We start from the raw sequence: 26,584 nt of genomic DNA on the forward strand, positions 1-26,584 counted from the left end.
GATTTTGTATGGCAGAATCAAAAGCACAGAATATTTCAAGCCAATTATGGGCTATTGCCAATGATTTGCGTGGCACAATGGATGCAGGTTCTTTCAAAGATTACATTCTTCCATTTTTATTTTATAAATATCTTTCCATTCATCAAGAAGAGTATTTAGTTAATAATGATTTGGTTGATATTTCAGACGGCAAATCTGTTAATGAGGCATATAAGGAACTTGTCGAAGATGCAGGTTTAGAGGCTTGTTTAATTGATATTGCTGGCACATTAGGGTATGCCATTAATCCTGAGGATACATGGGCTTCTTTAACTGAAAGTATTCATAATGGTTCCGTTATTCCTAGTGATTACCAACGATTATTTGAAAACTTTAATAAGAATGCTGAAATTAATAAAGAAGCTGCAGCAGATTTTAGAGGTATTTTTAACTATATTAACCTTGGTGACTCTGGACTTGGATCAACAACAGCAGGTAGAACCAAGACTTTAAATGCAGTTGTTACTAAAATTGATGAAATCGAGTATAAAGATGAAAATGGTAAGGATATACTTGGTGAGATTTATGAGTATTTAATTGGTAAGTTTGCAGCTAATGCTGGTAAAAAAGGTGGGGAGTTCTATACACCTCATGAAGTTAGTCAAATCTTGGCTAAAATTGTTACTGGTAATATACAATCTCAAAATGATACTTTCACAGTCTATGACCCAACAATGGGTTCTGGATCATTACTATTGACGGTTCGAAATGAATTGCCTGATGGATCTCGTCAAGGTGCGGTTAGCTTTTATGGGCAAGAATTAAATACGGTAACATATAACTTGGCTCGTATGAACTTGATGATGCATGGTGTTACGTATAATAATATGACACTAAATAATGCTGATACTCTTGAAAGTGATTGGCCAGATGGTCCTGATCGTGATGGTATCGATAGACCACGTTCCTTTGATGCGGTTGTTGCGAATCCTCCATATTCTGCTAAATGGGATAATAATGAAAGTAAACTTAAAGATCCACGCTTTAGTGAATATGGTAAATTAGCACCAGCCTCTAAAGCAGATTATGCTTTTATATTACATAGCTTATATCATCTAAATAATGAAGGTACAATGGCAATCGTTTTACCTCATGGTGTTTTATTCCGTGGCGCAGCAGAAGGTAAGATTCGCCAAACTATTATAGAAAAGAATTACCTTGATACGGTGATTGGTTTGCCTACGAACTTGTTCTATGGCACAAGTATTCCTACAACAATTCTTGTGTTTAAGAAAAATCGTACGACTCGAGATGTACTATTTATCGATGCCAGCAATGAATTTGAAAAAGGTAAAAATCAAAATAATTTAAGCGAAAAAAATATCACTAAAATTATTGAAACATATCAAAATAGACAAGATGTTGATAAATATGCACACGTTGCATCTATCGAAGAGATTAAAGAGAATGACTATAATCTAAATATTCCTAGATATGTAGACACATTTGAGGAAGAAGAAGAACTTGATCTTGATGAAATCAATCGTATGATTGAACAAGATAACCAAGAAATTGCACAACTTGAAAAAGAAATAGCCGAACAATTAGCCCTATTAGGCGTCAAAATGTAAGGAAAAGCGGTAGAAAAGACCAAATAGGACTTTTCTACCGCTTTTTGTATTTTTTTTTATTTATATAAGGAGTAGTTTGATGCCGGTTATTAAGCAACATTATGTGCCACAGTTTTTTTTAAGATTTTTTGGTTGGAAGGGCAAGAAAAAATATCTTATTAATATATATAACATACAGAATTTAATAAATCATGAGAATGTATGCGTTGAAGATATTTGTCGAGAAGAATATTTTTATGGAGAAGATGGTATAATCGAGACTGATTTAGCTAAATTAGAGACTGAATGGGCTAGTAATTTTAGGAGGGTTATAGATGGAAGAAGACATACTCTTTTACCTAAGATAAAAGTATCCATATATAAATTTATAGCTTATCAATTACTAAGGACTTTAAGTGCAAAGAAATACTTAGATGACAGTATAACAGGATTAGAAGATCTTTTAAGATATAAAGGAATAAAATTACAACCTTTAAAGAAAGATATTAAGATTCTACTTAGTATGCCTGATGAAGTATATGAAGCAATAAGAGATTTAAATTCGGTAATTATTGATAATACAACTGATGTTGACTTTATTATATCTGATAATCCATGTATATGCACAAATATTTTTACCAATATTGCTATTGGTCTTAAATTAATCGGAACTATTATTTTTATCCCAATTTCTCCAAAGCGTTTACTATTACTTTATGATAGAAAATCGGTAAATCTGAAGCTTATGAATTATAGAATTATTAATAAGGAAGAAATTAATAGCATTAATTCATATCAATATATAAATGCTAATCAATTACTGATTGGCAATAATTTTGAGTTTTTTACTAATAAAGTGCATATCTCTAAATTAGAAGGTTATAGAAAGCAGAAAATGGAATATAATAAAATTGATAGTGTTGAAGCTGGACGAAAATTACTTGTTACTAATAAAAGCGATTTTATTCCATATTACGTTAATATTCCATGGATAGAATTAGATTATTCTCTAGGATTAATTCCTGAAATAAGTAGATATCCAATAAGTAGAATAATTGATAAAGATCAACTTGATTTTAACTTAAAGATGATTAAACACAGTGATATATATAGTGGTGTAATTCAAGATTATTGGAAGCATCATATTTAGAAATAAAAATAATATATGATTAAAAAAATAAATCTCCTAGGTGTTTAATTTATAGATTAATATTACCTGAAAGGAATGCACTAAGTTATGGAAAATCTTGGTAATTCACTATGCCAAAGTAATGGATGGATATTAGAACAGAAAAATAATTATAAAAAATGCTATAAGGCAGTTGAGCTTTCTTTAGGTGATGCAAAAATGGAAAAGCGTGTAGTTGAATTAAGAAGAAATTATTTTAAAGCTGGTGGCTTATTTACAATATTGATGGTCTTCCTTACCACGGTGACCTCTAATGTTAATCCTAGTATTACGAATGGAGTTATAGGTATAAATTTTCAAAATTATATAACGGTAACAACAATTGTATTAGTTGGAGCCATGATTATTTTATATTCGATAACAATGTGGTTCGATTATAAGTTGAAAAAACATAAAATTTATTATCTTGTACCTTATTTTTTCTTGTCGGTAGTAGTACTACTTTTAGCTATTGGAATAGAAACGAGTAATGCGCTAGTTGCTATTCTAATTTTTATCTTTAGTTTATTATCTTTTCTTTTACCGATTGCATACTTTATTTACCATAAAATAATAGACTATGATGCTCGTTTAATAGTTTTAGATGAGCTCATTGAAGCTCTAGAAAATAAATAGTCAATAATAAATAGAGATGATTACGGATGGATTAACCATAGTAATTATCTCTATTTTATTTTATATAAATTTTGACTTCATTTTATTTTCATTTATTATAGTAAAGACGTATAATATAAATATCATTATATATAGTTTTCCTGAAAGGGGATTTATTATGAGTGTTAGTTATGTAGGGGAATTATTTGGTAGAGAGAGTATATTAGATTCTTTATCAAACCGTCTTGAGATTGCCTTAAAAGGGAAAGGTTGCATTGATTTATTACATGGTGATGCTGGAATTGGTAAAAGTGCAATAATAAATAAGTTTGCTACCCTACATCCAGAAGTACAAACCCTGTATGTACAATGTTCAGCTTTGACTGATGCAGATGATTTGTATAAGCCTTGTTCGGATCTTTTGAATAGTATAGAGTCGATTAAATGGCAAGAACAATCTAAAGTGAAAAAGTTCTTTGGCTCTTTTAATATGGAAAAAGTTTTTGATGTAGGTGGTAAGATTCTGGGATTTATTCCTGGATTGGAATTACCGAGTGCAATTATTGACCTAGCTATCTCTGCCTATGCAGGGGATACAAATCCGGAGGTGTTAGCCGAGACCTATAAAAATGATAAAGTTAAGCTCTATTCAGATATTATATTGGGCCTTAGTATGGAGAAACCGTTAGTTGTAGTTTTTGATGATCTTCATTGGGCAGATCGAGGGACTATCAATGTGTTTAAACATATATTTCAAATTATGTTGGAGGCTCGACAAGGATTAAATAATAAAAAATTTAATTTGTTATTAATTGGTTCATTACGAGGTTCAGAAGCTAAGGCTGATTCACTTCATAATGGTATTAATGAAATGTTTAGCTTTATGGATCGTTACAATTTTGGCCGAACTCAAAAATTGATGATTCAACATGAGGTCCAAGAACTAGATGCTGCATCAGTTCAAGCTCTTATTACCTATAATTTTGATAATGATGAAAAACTTTCTGACGGATTGAAACGTTGGTTATGTGAGTCTAGTAATGGTAATCCGTTGTTATTGTCCAATCTTATAGATGTATTACGCGAAAATGGTGCAGTTGAAAGTACGTCCACTGGATGGATCGATTTTAATGAAGTTAGTTATGTATCTGATGGTCCTGTATTAAAAGGTAGAATGTTACGTCTTGAAAAGCAAGGAGCCTTTAGAAGTAAGTCTGTAGTCGCTCTTGAGGCATTGCGCAACTTAACAGATACAGAATTGAAGATTCTATATGTAGCCTCTATTTTTAAGGAATATTTTACTATTGAAAGCTTAGCTCATGTTTGTAAGATTATTGAATCAGATTTATACTGGCCAATTAATAGATTAATTAAAATGGGCTTTATTGTTGAACAAGATGAAGTAGATAATGGATTAGAAGTCCAAAATCGCTACCAAATTAAATCTAAAGCCTTAATTGAAGCACTTCGAAATGATATGTCTGTTCATCAAATTACTTATTATGAGGATTCTTTAGGTGAGTATTATTCTTCTAAAATAAAAGATATTGACTATATGGAAGAGACTGTTGATAGCTTAGACTTATCTGATATAGTTGCTAAACCAGTTATCTCTGATAAGTATAGTAAGATTAATAAAGTTAGAGATTTCTATCATAAAATGGCTTCTTATCATTATATGAAAGGTAAAAACTCACTAAAAGCGATAGAACATGGTTTATTTGGCATTGAACGACTAGTAGAGCGATATAAAGAAACTAAAGAACAAACACCGTCGCCTTTAGAGTTGGATGGATTATATAAGACTATTGAGTCTCAGATTTCTTTATATGATACTCTTTTTGATAAGGTGATAGATGAATTGATTTTAGTTAAACATAACGATAATGAATTAATTCAACATCTCAAAATACGTGCATTAAAAATCTATGCTCAATTTTATGGCTGCTTTGGTCAATATTCTAAAGCTAGTCAATATTTAAATACGGCTCTTATGTTAACCAGCTTTACTGAGTCAGAGATAGATGACGCAGAGTTAATGTTAGCTGTTGCAGAGATTAATATTGATAGTGGTAATTTTACAAAAGCAGGACAGATAATAGGAAGGCTTTTAGACTATTTAAAGGAGTATGGGAATTCTTGGGAGCCATCACAATATGACGATATAATTGAGGATCTATTATTACTAATTAGTATTGATTCCTCCTTACAGGCCAAATATATATCTAAAATGACTTCAGTTGCTATTACACTAAAGTCTGAATGTATTATTGATGCACAGTTTGCAGAGCTTGAATTTTATTTGCGTCATAATGATCTTGAGAGAGCCAAAGAATTAATAATACAAATAGAAAGCACACATTCAGATATAAACTGGGCCCATTATTTAGGCACTCAAATATGTACATTATGTTTATATAAGATTCCAAAAGATGTTGATGAACAGTTAGAGCTTTTAGCTGATGATTGGAATGCTCAATATAATTATAAACTAAAAAAAGATTATCAATGGGGCTTGAATGTATGTAACTTATTTTTACCAATCTTGTTAAAAGAAATTAAATCATTAGATGAGGACTCAATGTCTATCACTGTAGAGGAGGCATTGGCACTTTTATCATGGCTTTATAGTTTTTTAAGATTAAAGCCGAATGTTGCTATTCAAAATCATACGGATGATGAATATATTCAATCGGTTTATAAAGGCCGCGCTCTAGAGTTACAATCACAAGCGATTAATATTTTAGAAGTTAATAAGCATAATATTGATTTACAGGCTATTTATAACTGGTTTTATAATCAGATTAAAAGTGGACTATATATAGAAGAAAGGGACTCCATATTGCGATACTTTTTAACTAGCTGGCCTGAGTATATTGATAGTAAACATATAGAATATTTATTTATAGAGTCTATGAATTCAACTGAAATAGTATCTAATATAAGTCGGTATGAAATTAATATAGCTGCGTGGCGTGACTATTATGAACTAAAACCAAGTAGTGGTTTAGCAGATTTAGTTGTTCATTCATTAGAAGAAACAATCAAAGCCTTAGGAAATAATCTGTTTGTAGTAAAATTGGTTGATGGAATATTATTAAAAATTAATGATTTTAAGAAACTTGTAGATTGTAATAAATATATTAGATTAGCAGTAGATATTTGTTTGGAATATAGCGAGTATCATGAGGCTAGAAATCTTTTAAAATATGCATCTAAATTATTATCCGATGAACTAACTCTTAAGATAGATGAATTAGAAAATAAAGAAAATGAAAAGTGTTTAGATAAGAGTAATCTTGAATTATTTTCATATAATGGAGAGGATCAATTTTCTAGATTTATTACTGCTGAAAAACTAATTAATCAGGCAGAGTCACTTTTATCAGATTATGAATCTGATGAGGAAATAGAAGATTCTGATATTATTGAAGGATTAAAATTATATGTACCTGCTTATTATTTAATGAAAAACAATGAATATGCAGAAACTAAAATAGATGATATATGTGAGTGTATTGCAAATTATATTGATGAACTTGAAGAGGTTGATTTATCAGAACTCGTAGATATTTTTGGGGAAGAATCTATTTATGAGATTCCAGAATTAAGTCAACTTGTATTGCAACTCAAATTCCAGTATGAAGCATTACAAATTAATCAAACTCTAGGGGATGTTAATAGGGTTGTTGAATGTCTAGCAAATATGATTTCAGCTGTAGAGGAGGCCATTAATCCGGGTGAATCTAACGATGATGAGGATACTATTGAAAATGAACTAGAAGAGGGGCTTTCCTATAATGAAGTAGATAATGCACTAAAAGCATTAGATCTTTCAATTGAAGCTATTTTATCTTTACATCAACAATTATTAGTTGAAAATACTATGTTAGATACTGCATTAGAACAATATTTTGAATTTAATCAATTAAGTGGCTTTGATTTTGCTGATGAATATATTATTCCTAGTGTTAAATCATCTGTAGAGCAAATTGTACAGAATGTTGATAATCCTATTTTGACTAATTATGTTGATAGTTTGTTAGCTGTTAATGATCCATTTTAATTATTTTTAGTAACATGTATAGCCAAAGTTTCTAAATGATTCTTGGCTATAATGTTAGAGGTTATTATGAACAATATTTTTTCTTTTGCTACCGGTGAGTTATCTCAAGATGCTTTTATTTGTTGGTGTTTAAATTGGATTAATGAGCCAGATACTGTAGCTACACATAGATATCGTCAACTTGGTTTAGATTTACTAGCAAAGTTAATAGATAAGCCATCAAATTGTGATAAACTTTTAAAGGTAGACATCAAATCAATAGATAAAGTAATCTTGGTGCAGCAGGTTTTAAATATTGATGTGTTAGCTATAATTCCTAAATATAGGTTAGCTATTATTATTGAAGACAAAACAAGCACTAGTGAACATGGTAATCAAATTAGCTTTTATAAAGATTCTTTAGAAGTTGTGTTTAAATGCCATAAACCTTGGAATGCCTATACTAAATTGGAAAAAGCTTTTAAGTTAGTAGATCTTAATATAGAGAATGCCGACTTAGCTAATTATCATATCCATACCGTATACTTCAAGACGGGTTATTACTTTGATTATGATTGGCAAGTAGCTCATAGTGAATCAGTACATAATTATCTAACTGGACCTATGTTTTGGGATATTCTAAAAAATTATGATGACTGTGAAAGTGATATTTTAAGAAGTTATTGTGAGCATTTAAAAAAGCAACTAGATTGGTATCAAATTGTATCTACAATAAATGGACAATATGATGATGGATGTCACTATATAAAATGGGAACGTGTCACACAGCATGGCTTATTACAGATTATATTTGATAATGAAAATATAGATGGTTCCTGGTTATGGAAGGATATGAGTATCTATCCGAATCCATATAGTACTGGTACAAATCAGGGTGGTAGTCCATGGACTAATCGCCGTTTTTGGACTCGAACAGAGTCAGATGCTATTTGGTCCGAGCCACCTAGAAGCTTTAATCCCAGGATATTTTGGCGGATAGATCATGATTCAAAAGGAGCGTATTTATCTTTACGATATTATAATAATGATTCTACTAATCAGGGAAAGATAATACGCAAAAGAATATATAGTCAACTTAATACTTTGATTAATGATACTGTCACTGATGAGTTAGATCGATTAAATATTACTTATGAAAACTGTGTCGCTTGTCCTCGGCATGGAAATTATTATGAAAACACGTTGATTCATATTGGCATTGATAGAGTATTAGATTCTTGGGATGATAATAATGGAGAACCTTTTATAGGTTTAGTTAGAGCTATTGATAATAAGCTTAAAGAGGTAGTTATATCTTTTGATTGGAAAACCTTTAGGTTATAAAGCAAAATAGGGAAAGAAATCCTTAGATTTCTTTCCCTGTTTAGATATGATATAATTTATACCCAAGTGAGGCATAAATGGTTTGGTCGCCAGACTTCGCTTCTAGTATTTAAAATTGAAGAAACGGTCTGACATCATGTCAGGCCGTTTCTTCATGTTTAAATGGAGTTATTAGTTGTGTAACTCTCGTTTTCCGTATAATTTCAGGACTATAGCAATAATTGTATTTAACACAAATAGAGCGGCAAAACATTCTAAAGCAGTAGTATAGCCATATCCTGCTTCGTGAAAGTATGATACGAGCATAGGACCAACGATGCCCGCTAATCCCCAAGCAGTTAGAATACGGCCATGAATAGTAGAAAGTTGACGTATACCGTAGAGATCCGCAAGATATGCTGGCATACAGGCGAATCCGCCGCCATAGCAGGTGATAATGAGAAGAATTAAAATTTGGAATATTAGAGCATTATTGGTTTCGGCAAGTAGATAGAATGCGATGATTTGTATGATAAAGAATAGCATATACGTTTGTGCACGGCCAAAGTAGTCGGAGATAGTAGACCACGCAATGCGACCTCCACCATTGAAGATACCGATGATACCAACTAGTGATGCAGCTGCTGCAGGTGTCATACCAATGGTTTCTTGTGCCATAGGGGATGCTAAGGATAGAAGACCTATACCACAGGTAATATTAATAAAGAATACCCACCAAAGGGCACCGAATTGCCAAGTTTTCATGGCATCATTGGCTAGCATGCCATGGTTATGAACGTACATGGTGGATTTATCTTTCGTAGGGCGAGTTGGATGTTTTGGTTGGGGTGCTTTCAAATAGAGAGAAGAGGCGCCCATAATTACAAGATAGATTACACCGAGGATAATGAAAGTATCCACCAATCCAACCTGAGCTACAAGGTATTGCATAAGAGGCCCCGCAATGAGTGAAGCCAATCCAAAACCCATAATGGCTAAGCCGGTAGCAAATCCTGGGCGATTTGGAAAGTACTTTACGAGCGTAGACACTGGTGTTATATAACCAATGCCTAGTCCAATACCACCAATGATGCCGTAGAAGAGATAGAGTAAGGTAAGATTGTGTATGCTAAGTGCATAGGCCGTACCCAATAATCCGGTTACCCAGAATAACATAGCGAGAAGTCCACTTTTCTTAGGGCCAATTTTTTCTGCAAAGGATCCAAGAAAGCCCGCAGATAGTCCGAGCATTAAAATAGCTAATGAGAATGTCCATGTTGTTTGCGATAAGGTAAAACCCATATCTGCCATAATGGGACGTGTGAGTACGCTCCATGCGTATACGCTACCAATGGATATGTGCAGACCAATGGCTGCTAATGCAATTAACCAACGATTTCTCATAAGAAAACTCCTTTCATATAGGTGAGATATTCAGATATAGATAAAGAAGCATTTGTTACGGGAAGGCAATAAAAAAGACCATCTGAACAAAAGCTTGCCCAGACGGTCGGCTATCACACAATGTGTGCTACTGTGCATGTAGTTAATTCTACGTATCCGTCAGCCCAGTAGGAATATATTATAAATATAGCAATTGAAAGGACATCTTGTCGGTGATATAAGTCACTATCGTATGCACTATGAGGATTTATAAAAGAAAACAAGGAAAGAAATCCTTAGATTCCTTTCCTTATTTAAATATGATATAATTTATATCAAAGTGAGGCATAAATGGTTTCGACGCCAGACTTCGCTTCTAGATTTATTGAATTGAAGAAACGGTCTGACTTCTATGTCGGGCCTTTTTTCATACCACGATTAGAAAGCTAGCTTTCAGCTAGAGGTCAATCACTTTGCTGCCATGATAATGGTCGCTACAAGTATGCCAAAGGAAATCATGAGTGATAACACTTTGAATGTACTCATATTGATCACCGCCAATCTCTAGAAGATTAGCAAAGGCTGGACCCATTTAGAGGCCTCAAGTTCAATATAGTGTTGTCAATTATAAAAGTAAATAGATGAGAGGTTCCTAATAGTCACCTAGGTGACCAATAGGAACCTCTTTCGTTTTGTAATTATTATTATAGGATAGATAAATTATGTTACAATACAAATAAGATAATAGTTTTTAGGGAGAGGGAGACTTATATGAAACGTTATATTATGCTATTAACTCTAGGTTTATGTTTAGTAGCACCAATTCTTTCACAAGCAGTAGATATGAAACCTATCATACATGTTACGAATGTACATAATGGACAATTTGATGAGGCCTTAGATGCTATTACAGAAATCAAGTTTTTGGGTCCGTATCAGTTCCGTGTATTAAAGGACTCTGTGGAGACTAAAGGGGAAACTAAAGATATAGATGGCAGAGCCTTTAGAACCTCTGATGGTGTTTTTATGCATGTAAAGGCTAGATCTATCGATAGTACTAGCCCTACTCTTGATAATGAGGTTAATAAGCTTATCAAGGACAGAACAGTTCCTGAACCTACCGTAAAGATGGTATTGCCTATTAAGCATCATGTAATAGAGGTCAACAATGATGGTGTGCGTAGTTTACTAGCTGAATTTATGTATGGGTGGCCATTAGAGTATCGCACGGATATGGTATTGGTGACAGATTATGAAGATACTCGATACTACTATAATTTACAGTTTTATCGACATAAGTTACCTGAAGGTGTTCGTATGGAGCAGTTGCGCCAAATGATTATGGATGCGCAGTTTAGTTATAAATAAGTGATATCTAATTAGCACAATATAGTTATAAATAAAAGAGGTTTCTAATGGTCACAGTAGTGACTTATAGGAACCTTTTTTATTGTGCAAATAATTTATATAGTTAGTAAACTATTACAGAATGCTTTTACCCAAAGGGAATACAGTTTTGATGCCGCATCTATGTGAAAGTACCGCCTCATAAACGTAACATATATCATATTTTTACAGGTAATAGATTTGGAAATTACGTTGTAAATGCTTTAATTTACATGAATTTGTTATAGGGTTATATTATTTATAAGTGTTTTTTTGGATTAGTGGTGGTTTTATATATTTTACAATTGCGATAGATATAGCAATTGTAAAAGCTATCAAAAAGGATTCTTTTGCGAAGCTAATGGCAATAGTTTCTTGTCCCATTAGCATATAATAAATGGATCGATAAAAGCTGAGGCCTGGTAGTAAAGGGAATAAGCTAGTCATTAGGAAAACTATAGCAGGGCATTTCCGTTTAACAGCCAATATTCTTGATGCTATGGCGATGATAAAACCACTGATAAATATTGAAAGCATAACATTAAATTGTAGTTCAGATAAAGTTAAGAATAAGAACCATGAAATAAATCCTAATATTGAAGTATCTAGAATATGTTGTTTTCGTACACGAAATAGGATTGCAAATGCTGTCGTACCAATGCCAGCCATTATACTTCTCATGAACATAGAAGTGAATGAATTAGAATCTAAATTAGATGTATAAAGGGGAATTATTTGTGTGTTGAAGAGTAGTGATTGTACTACTGCGACCCCTACAGCCATGGAGATACAGGTAAGTAAAGCTCCCATCATGAGTGTTATTCCAGTATTATAATTATTTTGACTATACTCCCTGATAGCATTAACAAATGGAACTCCAGGAACAATGTCAATCATAGCTCCTAGTAGTATTACAGAAAGATTAGATCCTATATTAAAGTGTATGAAAAGATTCCCAAATAAGGCGATAAGAATACTACCTAAAATAGTGATTAATACATCTGAGTTAAGTATTCTTTTAATCGTGCACATATAGGCGCCTAATATTAAGCCTATAATACCTGCAATTATAGAGTCTGTTATTGAACTACCAATTGCATAGCTAAAGCCAGAAGCTCCTATTGTATAAGCTACTAATCTCCAAAAAATTAAATAGTCAGGCATAGTATCAATTTTTTCAAGTTCATTTATAACCTCTTCAATAGTAATGCTCTTCTGTGTAATGCGTCGAGAGAGCGCGTTAACTGATTCAATTTTGCTGAGGTTAATATCGACTTCAGGAACATTATAAATACGAGTAATTTCAGTATTATCATCTTTCTTAGCAGTTGCAAAAATGCCTCTATTTGATACGTAGGCTTCTAAATCTTTAAAATTCATAGCTCTTGCTATGTAATTCATAGTATCCTCTGTACGACTGATTTCGGCGCCACTACTAAGTAATATTTTTCCAGCTTTTAGTATAATTTCTAATTCCACATCTGTCATTATTTCCTCGTTATTCATTTTACTTCATTGTTATTTATATTGGACTTTTTGATAGGTCTATCTTTAGAAGATTCAGTTGATTTTGATTCTTCCTTTTGTTCTTGTAGAATATTGATATTTTGATGTATAACCTCTTCGTCTATTAAGAGATGCTCTTCCACATAGTCTTTTAGCTCTTGAACTGTTTCCGTATTTGAAAGTATTTCTTTTGCTTCATTATGAATATCTTCTTTAAGAGATTTTGTATCTGCTTGACTAATATCACCTAATGTATGGAATAGTTCACGTTCTTTTTCTGAAAGATTTTTGTGAGGACTATGTTTTTTTAATGATAAATGGAGCATCTTTCTTCGGAAGAGTTTTTCCATAATGATATCTTTACGATCACGGAGCCAGCCATAAATAAGAATAATTAGGAGTAATAGTCCCATATAACCGAGAATTGGGTAGAGGATACTAATCAAATCTTTAAAACCAAAGAAGCTACATATATATCCTATGATTACTACAGAAATAATAATAATTCTCATTCTTTTTGTGCTGCCGTTGGCAAAACGTCTAGCAATAGAATAAAAAAGAGAAAATGCTGTATTAAAAATAAGTGAAAAGACTGTGATTGCATATATATATGCTAGCCAAGGATGAATTTGATTGGCAATAGCAAGAATCGGCAAATCTGCATCTTTTACTGTATCTAGATTTGCAAAAATAGAGATAGCAGCTATAAAAACAACTAATCCGACTAATAGGCCGCCACGAGTGCCACCTTTTTCAGCAATACCAATACGAACAACAGAACCACCTAAAATAAAGGCCATAGAAACAGCTGTCATAGCACATAGAGCATAATAATTAATGACAGAAAACCATACATTGCTTGTGGCTGGTTTGATTGTGTGGGCTATAGCCTCTAATGTAGTCCAATCATGACTTTTACCAATAAAAGAGTAGCCTGTAATAATGAATATCATAACAATCATGATAGGAGTAAAAACACCTAAAATATTGGTTATTTTGTCAAAGTTCATAAATGATACGGTTATGATTAAAAGTGAGCAAATTAATCCACCAATCCAAAAAGGAAATCCAAATTGTTGTTCTAAGTTTGAGCCTGCGCCAGCAATCATAACAAATCCCATAATAAAGCTACCAGAGATTAGTACAAAATCAAGTATTCTTGTAATAATAGGATGGGAAATCTGTGTAAAAACTTCTTCATGATTGTCTGCACGATAGTAGCTCCCCAAAGTAAGCATGATTTTACCAAATGCGGCATTTAATAGACCTAGTAATAGAACACCAATGAGACCTATTTGGCCAAAACTTATAAAATATTGTAGAAGATCTTGTCCACTCGAGAGTCCTGCACCTACAATAACACCTATGTAGGCAAATGCAATTTTCCATGATTGGTGCATTATATATTTCTCCTTCCAAATACATAACTTAGTAAACATTTAATATTATATCATACTGATGATTCAGTTGATGGAAACCTCACCGCCAATCTCTATAAGATTAGCTAAGACTGGCCCCATTTTATAGGCCTTAAGTTCAATATAGCGATGTCAAACGTAAAAGTAAATCACCTTTCTTTTGCATATAATGCGGCTTGAACAGCTACATTATACTTAAGCAAGGTGATTTTTTTGTATAACTTTCGTTGTCGTACCTGCATAGCGGGTGGTTTAATGATTCGCGACTACGTCGTGAACCAGTCTAAAGACAATAATAAAAGAGATTCCTAATGGTCACAGTAGTGACTTATAGGAACCTCTTTTATTGTGCAAGTAATTTATATAGTTATTAAACTATTATAGAATGCTTTTACCTAAAGGGAATACAGTTTTACCGAATACTTTGTTAACAAGTACAGCACCGGAATCGTAGAATCCCAATAGGGAGATGAATAATTCAGACCATGCTGCAAGAGCAAAGAAGTCTGTGCGACCACCCAAGAATAGATCTGTTGAAAGACTAAAGAATAGGAAGCAGATAAGAACCATAATAGCAAATACAACTCTGTTTGTTTTCAAAGATACGATGGTACCGAAAATAGAGAAGATTAAGAAGCCCACAAAAGCGAATGCTAATTGTGTTACATCGAAATCTTTTTGAATTTCAGGACCGAAGGCGCCCATTTGAATCAACCAAACACCAGCCATAGCAGACCAGAATAAACCGTACGCACCGAATACAACGGAGCCGAATGGATTGTTTTTTTTGAAATCAAAATAACTTGCCATTAATTGGGCTAATGAACCTAATAAAACTGCCCAAGGTATAATAACGGATGTTGTTGGACCAGACCAGCCTACGCGGGACGTGGATACCACAAAACATACTACAGCGAGACCGAGTAGACCAAGACCAGTAGGATCCGCTACATTTTCGCTCATTTCAACTTTTCTTACTTCGTTTTCCATTTGTTCCTCATTTCTCCGTCAACTAACTACAACTACACAGCCAAATCTTCACATGATTACAACTATTGTCATCTCCTATTAAATACTGTGTGTATTGAATTGACAGATAACCATTGTGAAAGTACTGCCCCATAAATGTAACATATATCACAGTTTTAAGACGATAGAGGGAGTCATAGGTATATGCCTAAAACACATATAAAGAAATATGCTAAAAAAATATAAAAAGCGTAGAAATAATGAGGAATAATATTTTAATCTTATATATTTCTACGCTTTTATTAGATTTTGTATCTAATGTATATGAATTTGTTATAGATTAAGGCTCATAATAATATTTAGGTTACTATCCGGTACATGTCGATGTATTTAGCTCATAGATGTTAGGTATTTCCTAGTTGAGTTCAATTATGAAATTATATTCACATAATCATTTATTAGAATTAGTGATAAATGATGTGTTGATATATGATGTACGCTGAGAAAATCAAAAGGCTTAGCGCATAATTTTTAACATTTTGACAAGCCCTATGTAATAGGCGTACCCTTTAATTAGAAACGTTTGTTATTATGTGATGTATTTTTTGTGTTGTTATGTAAAAGGGGCGTAGAACATGGAAAAGAAAATGGATCAACAGCCAAGCAGATATAAAGCTCTCTTGACTGCTGTTTTAGTAACAAGTACGTGCGGTTGTTTATGGGGTAGTCCTGTTTATGGCGAAACTCCTGTTACTGATGGTAATGGTAATGAGTATTTAGCTAGTGATAATACCAATATTACCGGTAAAAAGAATACGGTAACTAGTGGTAAAAATGCTACTATTGTAGGCGATAATAATACGATCAGTAAGACCTTTCCTAATGAGAAAGGGAAACCAGTTAACTCCATGGGCAGTGAAGATGTGCGAATTGTAGGTTCAAACAATACCGTTCAAGGTAGTCGCAGACAGCATGTTATTGGTGACAATAATACATTAATTGCTCGTGATAAGGGGACTGTTACGGATTATAAGCATAAAACAGGAAGAGAACCTAATACCTCCGATCTGACAATCGGTCGAGGCAATTTCCTTCGGGGTAATGATACTTATCGGAATGAATGGGATTCATTGACCGTTATTGGGAATAATAACAAAGCTGAGTATAGTGTAGAGTCTGCTGGTGGTCCTGCAGCAGGTATTGTTATCGGAGACAATCAAAATCTTGATACCATCAGAGATTCTGTTGTTATAGGCAGTATGTCTCCGGCGGAACAGGCCGAAAAATCAGAAAGTGATCCGAGGGATAAAAAATATACAGTAGGTAGAAGTAGTACTATTATTGGGTATCACTCAGCCAATTCTTCAGGAGGCAGTGTAGTCATTGGTAATTACTCAAAGGCAAATAGTATTTTTCAAACCCTAACCGGTCATGGTTCCGTTATAGAGGGCGGAACGGAAATGAGTCGTTCATCGGGCGCATTTTCATCATCATATGGTAGTTTTAATAGTATTGAAAGTACTTCAACTGAAAATGATGAAGCTGATAGTATCGGTAATACGATAACTGGTAGTTTGAATAGAGCCTCCGGATCAACGGGAACCATGATTGTAGGTTCTGGGAATGAAGTAACGAATTCTAAGGCCTCTGTGATACCTCTTCCTGAATTAGGGACTACTTTGGGAAACTTTCATCTTGAAAGTACTGAAATAGCCGGTATGGATAAGATAAATGGAAATCATGAGAGAACCACCGTAGAGGCTGGTCGTAAAAACATGAAGGCCTATATGGCGGGTCATGCCGGAGCCGTATCTATTTTAGGGAATAGTAATAGCGTTGATTATACGATGCGTTCCCAAATATCGGGTACTAATAATGCGTTAAAAGGCCAAGACGGGCACATGAATGTTTATAATAACATGAGTGGATATGGCAATGAAGGTAGTAACATCAGCCGAACTACAGTAGTTGGTACAGGTAATAGTCTAAAAAATGGCGAAGACAATGTGGTTATCGGTGACTTTCATAAGCTTGATGGTGGCAAACATAATATCGTGCTAGGCTCTATGGCTTCAGAGGAAAAAGAAGTAACAAAGACACTTAAAAATTCTTGGGATGGTAGTGAAACTAAATATACTGTTAAAGAAATAGTTCCTACGAGACGCAATACGGCTAATATTGAAAATGCTGTTATGCTCGGATATAATACGGATGTTAAAAATAATGGTGGTGTAGCGTTAGGTAGTGATTCGGTAGCTTCTAGAGGTAAAGGGATTGCTGGCTATGATCCTTCTAGAAATGCTACCTCTACAGAAGGTTCCCCAACTTGGAAGTCCACAGCAGCAGCCCTTTCGGTAGGAGATTCAACAGGGAATACGGTTTTGACACGTCAAATTACGAATGTTGCAGCCGGTACTGAAGATACAGATGCGGTCAATGTAGCTCAATTAAAACGGATTGCCACAGAATCTGCATCTACTATGGAACACCGATTCAGTCAAGTGGATACTCATATTAATCAGGTGGATAGTCGAGTTAAGCGTGTAGGGGCAGGTGCGGCAGCATTGGCTGCATTACATCCGCAAGAGTTTGATCCTTATGATAAATGGAATATTGCTGCCGGTTATGGCAATTATCGTGGTGCTAACGCGATGGCTCTTGGTGTTTTCTATCGCCCTAATAGTAAAGCTTTATTCTCTGTTGGTGGAAGCTTTGGCGGAGGCGAAGATCTCCTTAATCTAGGTGTTAGTCTGAAATTTGGCAAAGGTAATCCTTATGCGGAGTATTCCAAGGCAGGGCTTATTAAGGTCATTAACGACCAAGATGAAAAGCTTAAGCAACAAGACGAAAAAATTAACACCATGCAAGAACAAATTAATAAAATGATGGCTAAATTAGATCTTTAATATAGCTTTCTGTATTTATACACAGCCGACTATGTTACAATAATGTAATGTAGTTGGCTGTTGTATTATGCGAGGTAATTTATGACTGAAATACAAGCTCTTTTATTAATAAAAGCTACCCTAGAAGCCGCTGATATTCACGGCATCGAATCTATCTTGGCTGACGATTGTGAATATATGTCTACAGGTCGTGGTATTATTGGGCGAAACCGCAATGAAACTGTTGAGTTTTTGTCCTCTATGACTGAGTCCATCAAGGCTGATAATGTGCCTGTTACGTGCAAGGTCATGCATATTACCGATGTGTATGAGGAGGATGCGCTATTTCACGAGGGTCGTCATGGTTTAACCGTTTCTTATGAAAGTGGCGATAACTATGTGTACATGATTTTTGTAGATGTAAATGATGAAGGCCTTGTAGATCGTATCATTTCAAGCCAAGAAAATTATAGTATTGAGTATGATGATCTTCGTTTTGGCACTGATGAAAGCGAATATGCTTTTATTTCTGCACCAACCACTGTGAAAGACTGGATTACAGCCCTCAGCATTTGGCTTGAAACCGCGAATATTGATGTCGATGATTTTTATCAATACATCGATGAAGACACACGTGTTGTATTCCAAAAGGGGGATGCTGAATCCATTACCCTTGAAAGCGGTCTTGATGTAGAGGATTACTTTGATCAATTAATGAACCAACACTTTGATGCGGTGCCTCATATCATTCGAGATGAAGAAGATGGATTAATCTTAACCTACGGCCCTATGAGTGCCATTGCTACCCTCAATGAAGAGGGAGCACTAGCACTTATCAGTATCTATATCGATATACGCGATGAAGATGAAGCGACTGATGAGGTTGGTTATATTGAAGAGGACTTAACGAAGGAAACTATTATTGAAGAGGATCTATATTAGTCGATACTACTCATTTAATATATCTAATCTAATTAGGATTAATATATAAAACAAAAACTACCAATTAAACATATATCTTTTAAACAGACCTTCTACTATGGAAGGATAAGCCACTAGATATTATGAATAACTGGTAGTTTTTTTGTATTATTTACATTTCGTCATGGTCTTTAATGAGACCAGCTTTTTTCTTTTTCCAGTAGGAATAGTAGAATGGCAAGATTACAATACAACCGCCTAGACCCCATAATAATTGGTTTGTTTGTGCTTGTGCCAACATCCAAAGGGATGTGCCGATAGCGATGACTGGGATTAAGTAGCCACCAGGGATTGTGTAGGAGCGAGCTTTGTCTGCCCATTTACGACGGAAGATAATAACAGCCAAACATGTTGGTAGGTATTGTGTAAAACGAGATACCGCGCTGATTGCTGCTAGTGTTGTAAAGGAACCAGACCAGGCAAGTAATACACTGGCAATGGCAGTAACGATAGCTGCTACATATGGTGCATTGTAACGATTACGTTTTGCCAAAGCACTTGGTAACATACCATCCGCTGCCATGGATGTTGCCACACGAGGAGCATAGTAAGCTTCGGCAAAGTTGATACCACCCATAGAGATCAATGTGCCTATTAATACGATATACATACCAATAGGTCCAACAATTACGTTGAATGCATCTTGTACTGGAGCCTTGGTATTTGCCAAGTCAGTACCGAGTACACCAATAGATACGGCGAGGATTGCCATATACAGAACGGATACGAGAAGCATACACATGATAATAGCACGTGGTAAATTCTTTTTTGGATTTTTCATATCTTCTGCAGCAATGGCAATAACTTCAAATCCTGTATACGCAAAGAATAGAAGTACTGCTGCTTGTGCAAATGATCCATCCACATAAGTATCTTGCGGGAAGACTGGCGTAAAGTTAGCTCCATTTATAAAGAAAATGCCAATTGCAATGAATAGGGCAAGAGGAACTAACTTAGAAATAGTGATTAAGTTGTTAACGAATTTTGATACGTTAACATCAAAAATATTTACAATGGTAAGACCTACAATTAAGATAAATGAAATGACATCCTTTGCAAAATCACCACTTAACGCCGGTACTGCAGCACCTAATGCTGTAGCAAAGCCAACGGCCATAGCCGCCCAGGCAATAACGGTTACGATCCATTTTAAAACGCCCACTTCAAAGGCCCAGAAATCACCTAATGCATGTTTTGCATATAGATAAGGACCTCCATTACGTGTAAATAGGCTGGCTGCCTCTGCAAAGCAAAGGGCGATACAACCTGCGATAATGGCGTCAAATAACAGGACGCCTAAGCTAGCGGAACCAATTATAGAATATGCTTTGTTTGGTAGTAGGAAAATACCTGTCCCTACAATACCATTGATGCCAAGGAGTACAATACTCCAAAAGTCAAATTTTCCTGTTTCTTTCATGATATAATCTTCCTACTATTTAGTTATATTTTCTCGAACTGCTTTTACGAATGCAGTAAATAAACGTTTTGCATTTTCGTCATTTGTAGACATCATTTCTGGGTGGAATTGACAGGCGACTAACCAAGGATAGGATGGGTCCTCTAAACCTTCTACAGTACCATCCTTAGCTCTTGCTACAACTTGTAATCCTTTACCGACGTTTTTAACTGTTTGGTGATGATGGGAATTCGTAATCCAAGTATTGTAACCTATAGCACTAGCTAGTTTTGAGTTGGTCTCAATCTCTACAGTATGGGTACCAAGAGAAGGTGTTTGATTCTGAGAGTGTTTTATTGTACAGTTTTGATCATATTTTAAGTCTTGGAATAAAGAGCCGCCACGATATACATTTAAGATTTGTAAGCCACGACAGATGCAAAAGATAGGAATTTGTCTTTCTTCTGCTGCTTTGATTAAAGCAAAGTCGAATTGATCTCGCTCCGGAAATACATCGCCAAGACCTTGCAAAGGTTCTTCTCCATAGTGGAGAGGATATACATCATGACCGCCGGATAATAATAAGCCGTCAAGCTTTGCTACCGTTTCGCGAGCTACATCAAGATTTTGGGTAAATGGAATTATAACAGGAATGCCACCAGTCTCCTCAATAGAACGAGGATAGTCTTGGTTTACGTAAGAACGCAATAAATCTACGTAAGGACCACCATTGTCTCGTAAGATATTGCCAGATATGCCAATAAATGGTTTCGTCATAATATCACCTCATATGTGTAAAAATCTGTACAACCTGATGTTAGTGTATCAAATCTTTATGGATAAAAACATTACTAATAGATATAATTATAAGACTTAATATAGAGAAAATATGTTAAAGTTGATACATTTTTTTATATTTTCTTTCAAGATATAGTTGTATATGTTTATTGCGAATCATGGTATGATAGACTACGAATGAACTGTGCGGGAGGTTTACTATGGTTTTTCTAACATCCTTACAAAGTATCATCCCTATTGTGCTACTTATTTTGTTAGGATATATATTAAAAGGTCGGGGTATGTTTAATCCTACCTTTAGCGGTAACTTATCGCGATTTATTATGTCTGTTGCATTACCAGCGGGAGTATTTATATCTGTATTACATCACCTACATACTTCAGATATATGGAATTTACGATATGGCATGTTAGTGGTTGTCCTAACATATGTTATTGCATATATCGTAGCGTTCATTATGATGAAAGTGTTGAAAGTTCCTAAAGGGCGACGTGGTATTTTTATCAATATGGTAGTAAATGATAACTGCTTGTTTATTGGGTTACCAGTGCAAATTGCACTATTTGGTCAAGATGCGCTGCCGTATTTCCTGTTATATTACATCGGTAACACTATTTCCGTATGGATGGTGGGAGTATTCCTTATAGAATTAGATCCACTGCCAAATTCTGAAGTAGATTTTAATAATGGCTCCTATAAGATTGATAGTATAAATAATAGTTCAGAATCTACTGAAGGTAAAAGCAAGAAACCTAAATTTGATTGGAAGAAGTTATTACCACCACCATTGATAGGTTTTTTTGTGGCCTTAATCTTCTTGTTTTTTGAAATTCCTTTACTTCCAATTTTGCATACTACCTTGAATTACTTAGGTGATATGGTAACCCCATTATCCTTGATTTATATAGGTATTGTACTTCATGATGCGGGCTTAAAAAGCATGCGTTTAAATAAAGACTCCATCGGTGGGATTGTAGGACGATTTGTCATTTCCCCGATTATCATGTTCTGTTTGATTATGGCTTTACAATATGGAGCAGGCATAGTTCTAGAACCAATTGCAATCATTACCTTTGTTGTACAATCAGCAGGACCTGTCATTGCAGTATTGCCAATCGTAGCTAATGAATCAAAAGCTGATTTGCCATTTGCTACAGGTCTAGTTATGATTAGTACCATATTATTTGTTGTAGTAATTCCAATCATAATGGAAATTTTAACAATGATAGGTATACAAGCTTAAAATAAGAAAAAGATTAAAATAAGTAAATAAAAAATAGGTTCCTAATGGTCATATAGGTGACTATTAGGAACCTATTTTTATGTAAGTATATACAGCTTATCTAAAGAATCTACCAACGAGTGGCATGCTAGCACCATCGTTTTTATTAAGGCCTTTTAAAAGAACCATGATAATTACGTATAGTAGTAATCCTTCAATACCTGTGAGTATAAAGTTAGCCCACATTGGTAGGATGTCTATTAAGTAATGGTAACTCATGAAAATAAGTATACCCATAACACCGGCACTGACCACGTTTTTCCAAAGCAGGGAAATATCAAGGAAGTAGCCTGTGTATTTTTTGATATAAATCAAGTTAAGTAATGCGGCAAAGCCAATATCAGCAACGGTTGCCCAAGCGGCACCGCCGATGCCAAGCCAAGGAATAGCAGTCAGTGTCCAGTTAAGGATGACCTTGATTATGAGGGAAATCCCCATATTTATGACTGGAATACGTGGTCTGTTGAGACCTTGTAGAATACCTGTTGTTACTTGATGTACACCTAGGAAGAATATAGAGAATGCCGTGATTTGCGTTGCTAGTTCTGCCTTAGGCGCATTGTAAATCAGTGTAACAGTTGGGGCAGCAAGTACATATAATAGCACTGTAAATGGTACGGTTGCCATAAATGTTAAACGCATAGAGCCAGCAGTGCGATCATATATACCTTGATGATCGCGTTTTGCAAAGGCATGAGAGATAGCTGGTACAATGCTTGTCGCAAGGGCTGCGGTAATGATGGTAGCCAAGTTGATGAGCGGTACCGCCATCCCAGTAAGGTAACCGAAGAGTTCTGTTACTTCGTTCATTGGGAACCCAGCATCTAATAAGCGACGTGGTACGATAAGTAAGTCGAGATTCGCCGTCAACGGTAACATGATACTTGCTAAGGAAATTGGAATGGACAAGGTTAAGAGTCGTGACAAAATTTCTTTAGCTGATTCACGAGGCCCATCGTAGCTTTCACCAGTACTACTTGCCTTAGGTAATTTATAGTAGTAGTACAAGAGCACTAGGAAGGCACCAAAGGCACCTACGCCAGCACCTAAGCTAGCTCCACCTGCCGCGGCCGGTAAGCCGTAAGGTAATAAAATAGCAGCAGCACCAAGCATAACGATAACCCGTAGCAATTGTTCTACAATTTGGCTAATCGCTGTAGGCGTCATCATTTCATAGCCTTGGATATACCCGCGGAAACAGGAAATCCATGTTACAAAGAATACTGCCGGAGCGAGCGCGATGATAGAGTAGTAGGCACGGCTTTCAGCAATGAGACCACTAGAGATTAACCAATCTGCACCAAAGTACATGGCAAGACTGGCGATAAAACCTGTAATAGTCAACATTGTAAAAGAAATATTGAATACTCTCTTAGCACCACTAAAGTCGTGTAAGGCTAATCGTTCTGCCGTCAAAATAGAGATGGCAATCGGCACACCTGCGCTCGAAATTTGCAATAGTAACAAGTAGATAGGAAAGGCCATCTGGTAGATGCCGATTCCTTCACCGCCCAAGATGCGGGATAAAAGAATCCAGTTGATACTACCGATGGCTTTTACTACGAAACCGGCAATGGTTAAAATTAAGGTTCCTTTTAAAAATCCACTAGCCATTGATTATAGTTTGTTGGAAGAACCCAATACATTTTTAATTTTGTGAGCTACCATGCCTTTAATAGCATCACGAGCAGGTCCTAAGTATTTACGAGGGTCAAATTCGGATGGGTTTTGAGCCAAGTATTCACGTACAGATGCGGTCATAGCAAGACGAAGGTCTGTATCGATGTTGATTTTGCAAACCGCCATTTGAGCTGCTTTGCGAAGCATTTCTTCAGGAACTCCTTGAGCACCAGGAATGTTGCCACCGAATTCATTACATTTTGCTACGAATTCAGGCAATACGGAGGATGCCCCATGCAATACGATAGGGAAGTTAGGCAATAATTCGCCAACTTTTTTCAAACGATTGAAGTCGAGGTAAGGGTCGCCTTTGAATTTGTAAGCACCATGGCTAGTGCCAATAGCGATTGCTAAGGAGTCTACGCCAGTTAGGTGTACGAATTCAGCAGCTTGTTCTGGGTCTGTAAAGCGAGCATCTGCATCGGATACGTTTACATCATCTTCAACACCAGCCAAACGGCCTAATTCTGCTTCTACTACAACGCCATGAGCGTGAGCATATTCAACAACTTGTTTAGTGATTTTTACGTTTTCATCGAAATCATAGTGAGATGCGTCGATCATAACGGATGTGAAGCCACCATCTACACAGTCTTTACAGATTTCAAAGGAATCGCCGTGATCAAGGTGAAGAGCGATTGGTAAGTTGCTGTCTTCAAGAGCTGCTTCTACGAGTTTAACAAGGTAAATATGTTTAGCATATTTACGAGCACCTGCAGATACTTGCAAGATAAGAGGGGATTGTTCCTCTTTCGCTGCATCTACGATACCTTGTACGATTTCCATGTTGTTTACATTGAAAGCGCCAACAGCATAGCCGCCTTCATAGGCTTTTTTGAACATTTCTGTAGTAGTAACTAATGGCATGTTGTCCTCCTTGGCTCTAGAGCCTGTCATATCATGTTATTAATACTGTGACTGCTAGTATTTCTAGCGCATATGAGCTAGATAAAAAAACTAGTGTTATTGCAATCATATATCAATTCAAGTTAAGTATATCAAGAAACACTATAAAGGGCCAATATTTTTTGTATAACTTATGCATAAATTTCGTCTTGTTTTGTGACCCATGTGGGTTATTTCTGTGTAGGAGCATTTATTTAGGGTATTATATCAGCTCAATCGTTTAGCAATACGTTCATATCTTCTGGCATTTCTGCATGCAGTTCGAGCCATTCATTTGTTATGGGATGATAAAAGCTTATGCGCGATGCATGCAGTGCTTGACGTTGAATAGATTCTAGATGACCACCGTATAAGTCATCACCAGCTAGTGGATACCCTAGTTGAGATAAATGAACTCGAATCTGATGGGTGCGTCCTGTGTGCAATAAGCACCGTACATGGGTAAACTGATTATAAGATGTAAGCGAGCTGTCAGTTGAACATACATTACTATTATTATTCATCGTAATTACATCATCAGAATTAATCTTACCACTACTGATTTTGCTTGTATTTTTACTAATAATAGTTATATCCGTGCGAGCCGGCTTTCCTTGGACTGTACAACAGCGCTCAATGATACTGCCTGGTTTACGACCTATAGGCCAGTTAATGCTTATACGCATAGAAGGGAGATGCCCTTCTACAATGGCGTCGTAGATTTTGTAAAAATGGGTGTGTTTTTTATCAAAAGCATGTTGGACCACCGATGTTTTAGCAATGATGACAATACCTGAGGTATCCTTATCTAATCGGTGTACAGGATGGAAATCATAATGCTGATTTGTTTCTTGGTAGTAATGAAGTACACCATTTGCCAGCGTATGATCTCGGACGATAGAAGTAGGGTGCATAAGAATACCAGCCGCTTTATTAATGACTAAAATATATTCGTCCTCATATATGATATCTAAACTCATAGGGCTTAGGCTAAACTCTTGCTCTGGAGTTAACTTCATAACGAGATGATCGCCACCGTGAATGAGCGTATTCCAGGTAGCAAATTTACCATTAACTGTTATGATGCCTTCATTTCGTAAACGGCGTCTCATGCGCTGGGAGATATGCTGTTGTTTTATAATATGATTTATAGATTGTGTGTGTACATCAGAATCTACAATTAAGTCGATTATTGTTGCTGTTTTCATACGTATTATTATAGCAAATAAAATAAAAATGAAGAATTTTTCATAATTCGTTGTATTTGTGAA

The 26,584-nt window shown here is 35.3% G+C and carries 19 protein-coding genes and 1 riboswitch; of the genes, 9 read left to right on the forward strand and 10 right to left on the reverse strand.

Annotation, left to right across the window (positions count from 1 at the left end):
- The first annotated feature begins 8 nt into the window (after positions 1-8).
- The 5 genes from NE668_RS01150 to NE668_RS01170 all read left to right on the forward strand — a co-directional run bounded on the left by NE668_RS01150 (position 9) and on the right by NE668_RS01170 (position 8,761).
- Positions 9-1,610 carry a type I restriction-modification system subunit M gene (locus NE668_RS01150; RefSeq protein WP_227037074.1) on the forward strand — a complete coding sequence of 534 codons (1,602 nt, stop codon included), beginning with the start codon at positions 9-11 and terminating at the stop codon, positions 1,608-1,610.
- Between the two features lie 79 nt (positions 1,611-1,689).
- A complete protein-coding gene (locus NE668_RS01155; protein ID WP_227037073.1) occupies positions 1,690-2,739 on the forward strand; it encodes a DUF4238 domain-containing protein in 1,050 nt (349 codons plus the stop codon).
- An 87-nt stretch (positions 2,740-2,826) separates the two neighbouring features.
- Positions 2,827-3,393: a hypothetical protein gene (locus NE668_RS01160; RefSeq protein WP_227037072.1), complete on the forward strand. Its 567-nt coding sequence runs from the start codon at positions 2,827-2,829 to the stop codon at positions 3,391-3,393.
- 157 nt (positions 3,394-3,550) lie between these two features.
- Positions 3,551-7,438, forward strand: a complete 3,888-nt coding sequence (locus NE668_RS01165; RefSeq protein WP_256195449.1) for an AAA family ATPase — start codon at positions 3,551-3,553, stop codon at positions 7,436-7,438.
- Between the two features lie 66 nt (positions 7,439-7,504).
- Complete coding sequence (locus tag NE668_RS01170) at positions 7,505-8,761, forward strand: PD-(D/E)XK nuclease family protein (RefSeq protein WP_227037070.1); 1,257 nt, start codon at positions 7,505-7,507, stop codon at positions 8,759-8,761.
- 171 nt (positions 8,762-8,932) lie between these two features.
- Here NE668_RS01170 and NE668_RS01175 read toward each other — a convergent pair whose 3' ends face one another.
- Together NE668_RS01175 and NE668_RS10515 are read right to left on the reverse strand one after the other, a co-directional pair.
- On the reverse strand, positions 8,933-10,144 hold the full coding sequence (locus NE668_RS01175; RefSeq protein ID WP_227037069.1) for an L-lactate MFS transporter: 1,212 nt from the start codon (positions 10,142-10,144) through the stop codon (positions 8,933-8,935).
- Positions 10,145-10,233: 89 nt separating this feature from the next.
- A riboswitch (ZMP/ZTP riboswitch) is annotated at positions 10,234-10,321 on the reverse strand.
- A 259-nt stretch (positions 10,322-10,580) separates the two neighbouring features.
- On the reverse strand, positions 10,581-10,715 hold the full coding sequence (locus NE668_RS10515; RefSeq protein WP_256195453.1) for a hypothetical protein: 135 nt from the start codon (positions 10,713-10,715) through the stop codon (positions 10,581-10,583).
- 179 nt (positions 10,716-10,894) lie between these two features.
- Here NE668_RS10515 and NE668_RS01185 point away from each other — a divergent pair, with 179 nt between their 5' ends.
- Complete coding sequence (locus NE668_RS01185; protein WP_227037068.1) at positions 10,895-11,491, forward strand: hypothetical protein; 597 nt, start codon at positions 10,895-10,897, stop codon at positions 11,489-11,491.
- Positions 11,492-11,764: 273 nt separating this feature from the next.
- Here NE668_RS01185 and NE668_RS01190 read toward each other — a convergent pair whose 3' ends face one another.
- The 3 genes from NE668_RS01190 to NE668_RS01200 form a co-directional block, all read right to left on the reverse strand.
- Positions 11,765-12,997, reverse strand: a complete 1,233-nt coding sequence (locus NE668_RS01190; RefSeq protein ID WP_105091391.1) for a threonine/serine exporter family protein — start codon at positions 12,995-12,997, stop codon at positions 11,765-11,767.
- Between the two features lie 14 nt (positions 12,998-13,011).
- Positions 13,012-14,415, reverse strand: coding sequence for a YkvI family membrane protein (locus NE668_RS01195; protein WP_227037067.1), 1,404 nt, complete (start codon positions 14,413-14,415; stop codon positions 13,012-13,014).
- A gap of 396 nt (positions 14,416-14,811) precedes the next feature.
- Complete coding sequence (locus tag NE668_RS01200; RefSeq protein WP_227037066.1) at positions 14,812-15,423, reverse strand: acetate uptake transporter; 612 nt, start codon at positions 15,421-15,423, stop codon at positions 14,812-14,814.
- A gap of 614 nt (positions 15,424-16,037) precedes the next feature.
- Between NE668_RS01200 and NE668_RS01205 the strand changes: the two genes are divergently transcribed.
- The gene (locus tag NE668_RS01205) at positions 16,038-18,308 is read left to right on the forward strand and encodes a YadA-like family protein (protein WP_227037065.1); all 2,271 of its coding nucleotides are present in this window, start codon (positions 16,038-16,040) and stop codon (positions 18,306-18,308) included.
- 81 nt (positions 18,309-18,389) lie between these two features.
- On the forward strand, positions 18,390-19,229 hold the full coding sequence (locus tag NE668_RS01210) for a hypothetical protein (protein WP_227037064.1): 840 nt from the start codon (positions 18,390-18,392) through the stop codon (positions 19,227-19,229).
- A gap of 151 nt (positions 19,230-19,380) precedes the next feature.
- On the opposite strand, the gene NE668_RS01215 is transcribed toward NE668_RS01210, so the two are convergent.
- Positions 19,381-20,688, reverse strand: coding sequence for an APC family permease (locus tag NE668_RS01215; RefSeq protein ID WP_227037063.1), 1,308 nt, complete (start codon positions 20,686-20,688; stop codon positions 19,381-19,383).
- Between the two features lie 15 nt (positions 20,689-20,703).
- The gene (locus tag NE668_RS01220; RefSeq protein ID WP_227037062.1) at positions 20,704-21,444 is read right to left on the reverse strand and encodes a gamma-glutamyl-gamma-aminobutyrate hydrolase family protein; all 741 of its coding nucleotides are present in this window, start codon (positions 21,442-21,444) and stop codon (positions 20,704-20,706) included.
- 221 nt (positions 21,445-21,665) lie between these two features.
- Between NE668_RS01220 and NE668_RS01225 the strand changes: the two genes are divergently transcribed.
- Positions 21,666-22,709, forward strand: coding sequence for an AEC family transporter (locus tag NE668_RS01225; RefSeq protein WP_227037061.1), 1,044 nt, complete (start codon positions 21,666-21,668; stop codon positions 22,707-22,709).
- Positions 22,710-22,805: 96 nt separating this feature from the next.
- On the opposite strand, the gene NE668_RS01230 is transcribed toward NE668_RS01225, so the two are convergent.
- From NE668_RS01230 to NE668_RS01240, 3 genes are all read right to left on the reverse strand, one after another.
- Complete coding sequence (locus NE668_RS01230; RefSeq protein WP_105086621.1) at positions 22,806-24,362, reverse strand: putative polysaccharide biosynthesis protein; 1,557 nt, start codon at positions 24,360-24,362, stop codon at positions 22,806-22,808.
- Positions 24,363-24,365: 3 nt separating this feature from the next.
- Positions 24,366-25,295, reverse strand: a complete 930-nt coding sequence (gene fba, locus NE668_RS01235) for a class II fructose-1,6-bisphosphate aldolase (protein WP_195394676.1) — start codon at positions 25,293-25,295, stop codon at positions 24,366-24,368.
- Between the two features lie 251 nt (positions 25,296-25,546).
- A complete protein-coding gene (locus tag NE668_RS01240) occupies positions 25,547-26,521 on the reverse strand; it encodes an RluA family pseudouridine synthase (protein ID WP_195394677.1) in 975 nt (324 codons plus the stop codon).
- Positions 26,522-26,584 lie beyond the last annotated feature (63 nt).

It is taken from the genome of Veillonella parvula (assembly GCF_024461875.1).
GTDB lineage: Bacteria > Bacillota > Negativicutes > Veillonellales > Veillonellaceae > Veillonella > Veillonella parvula_I.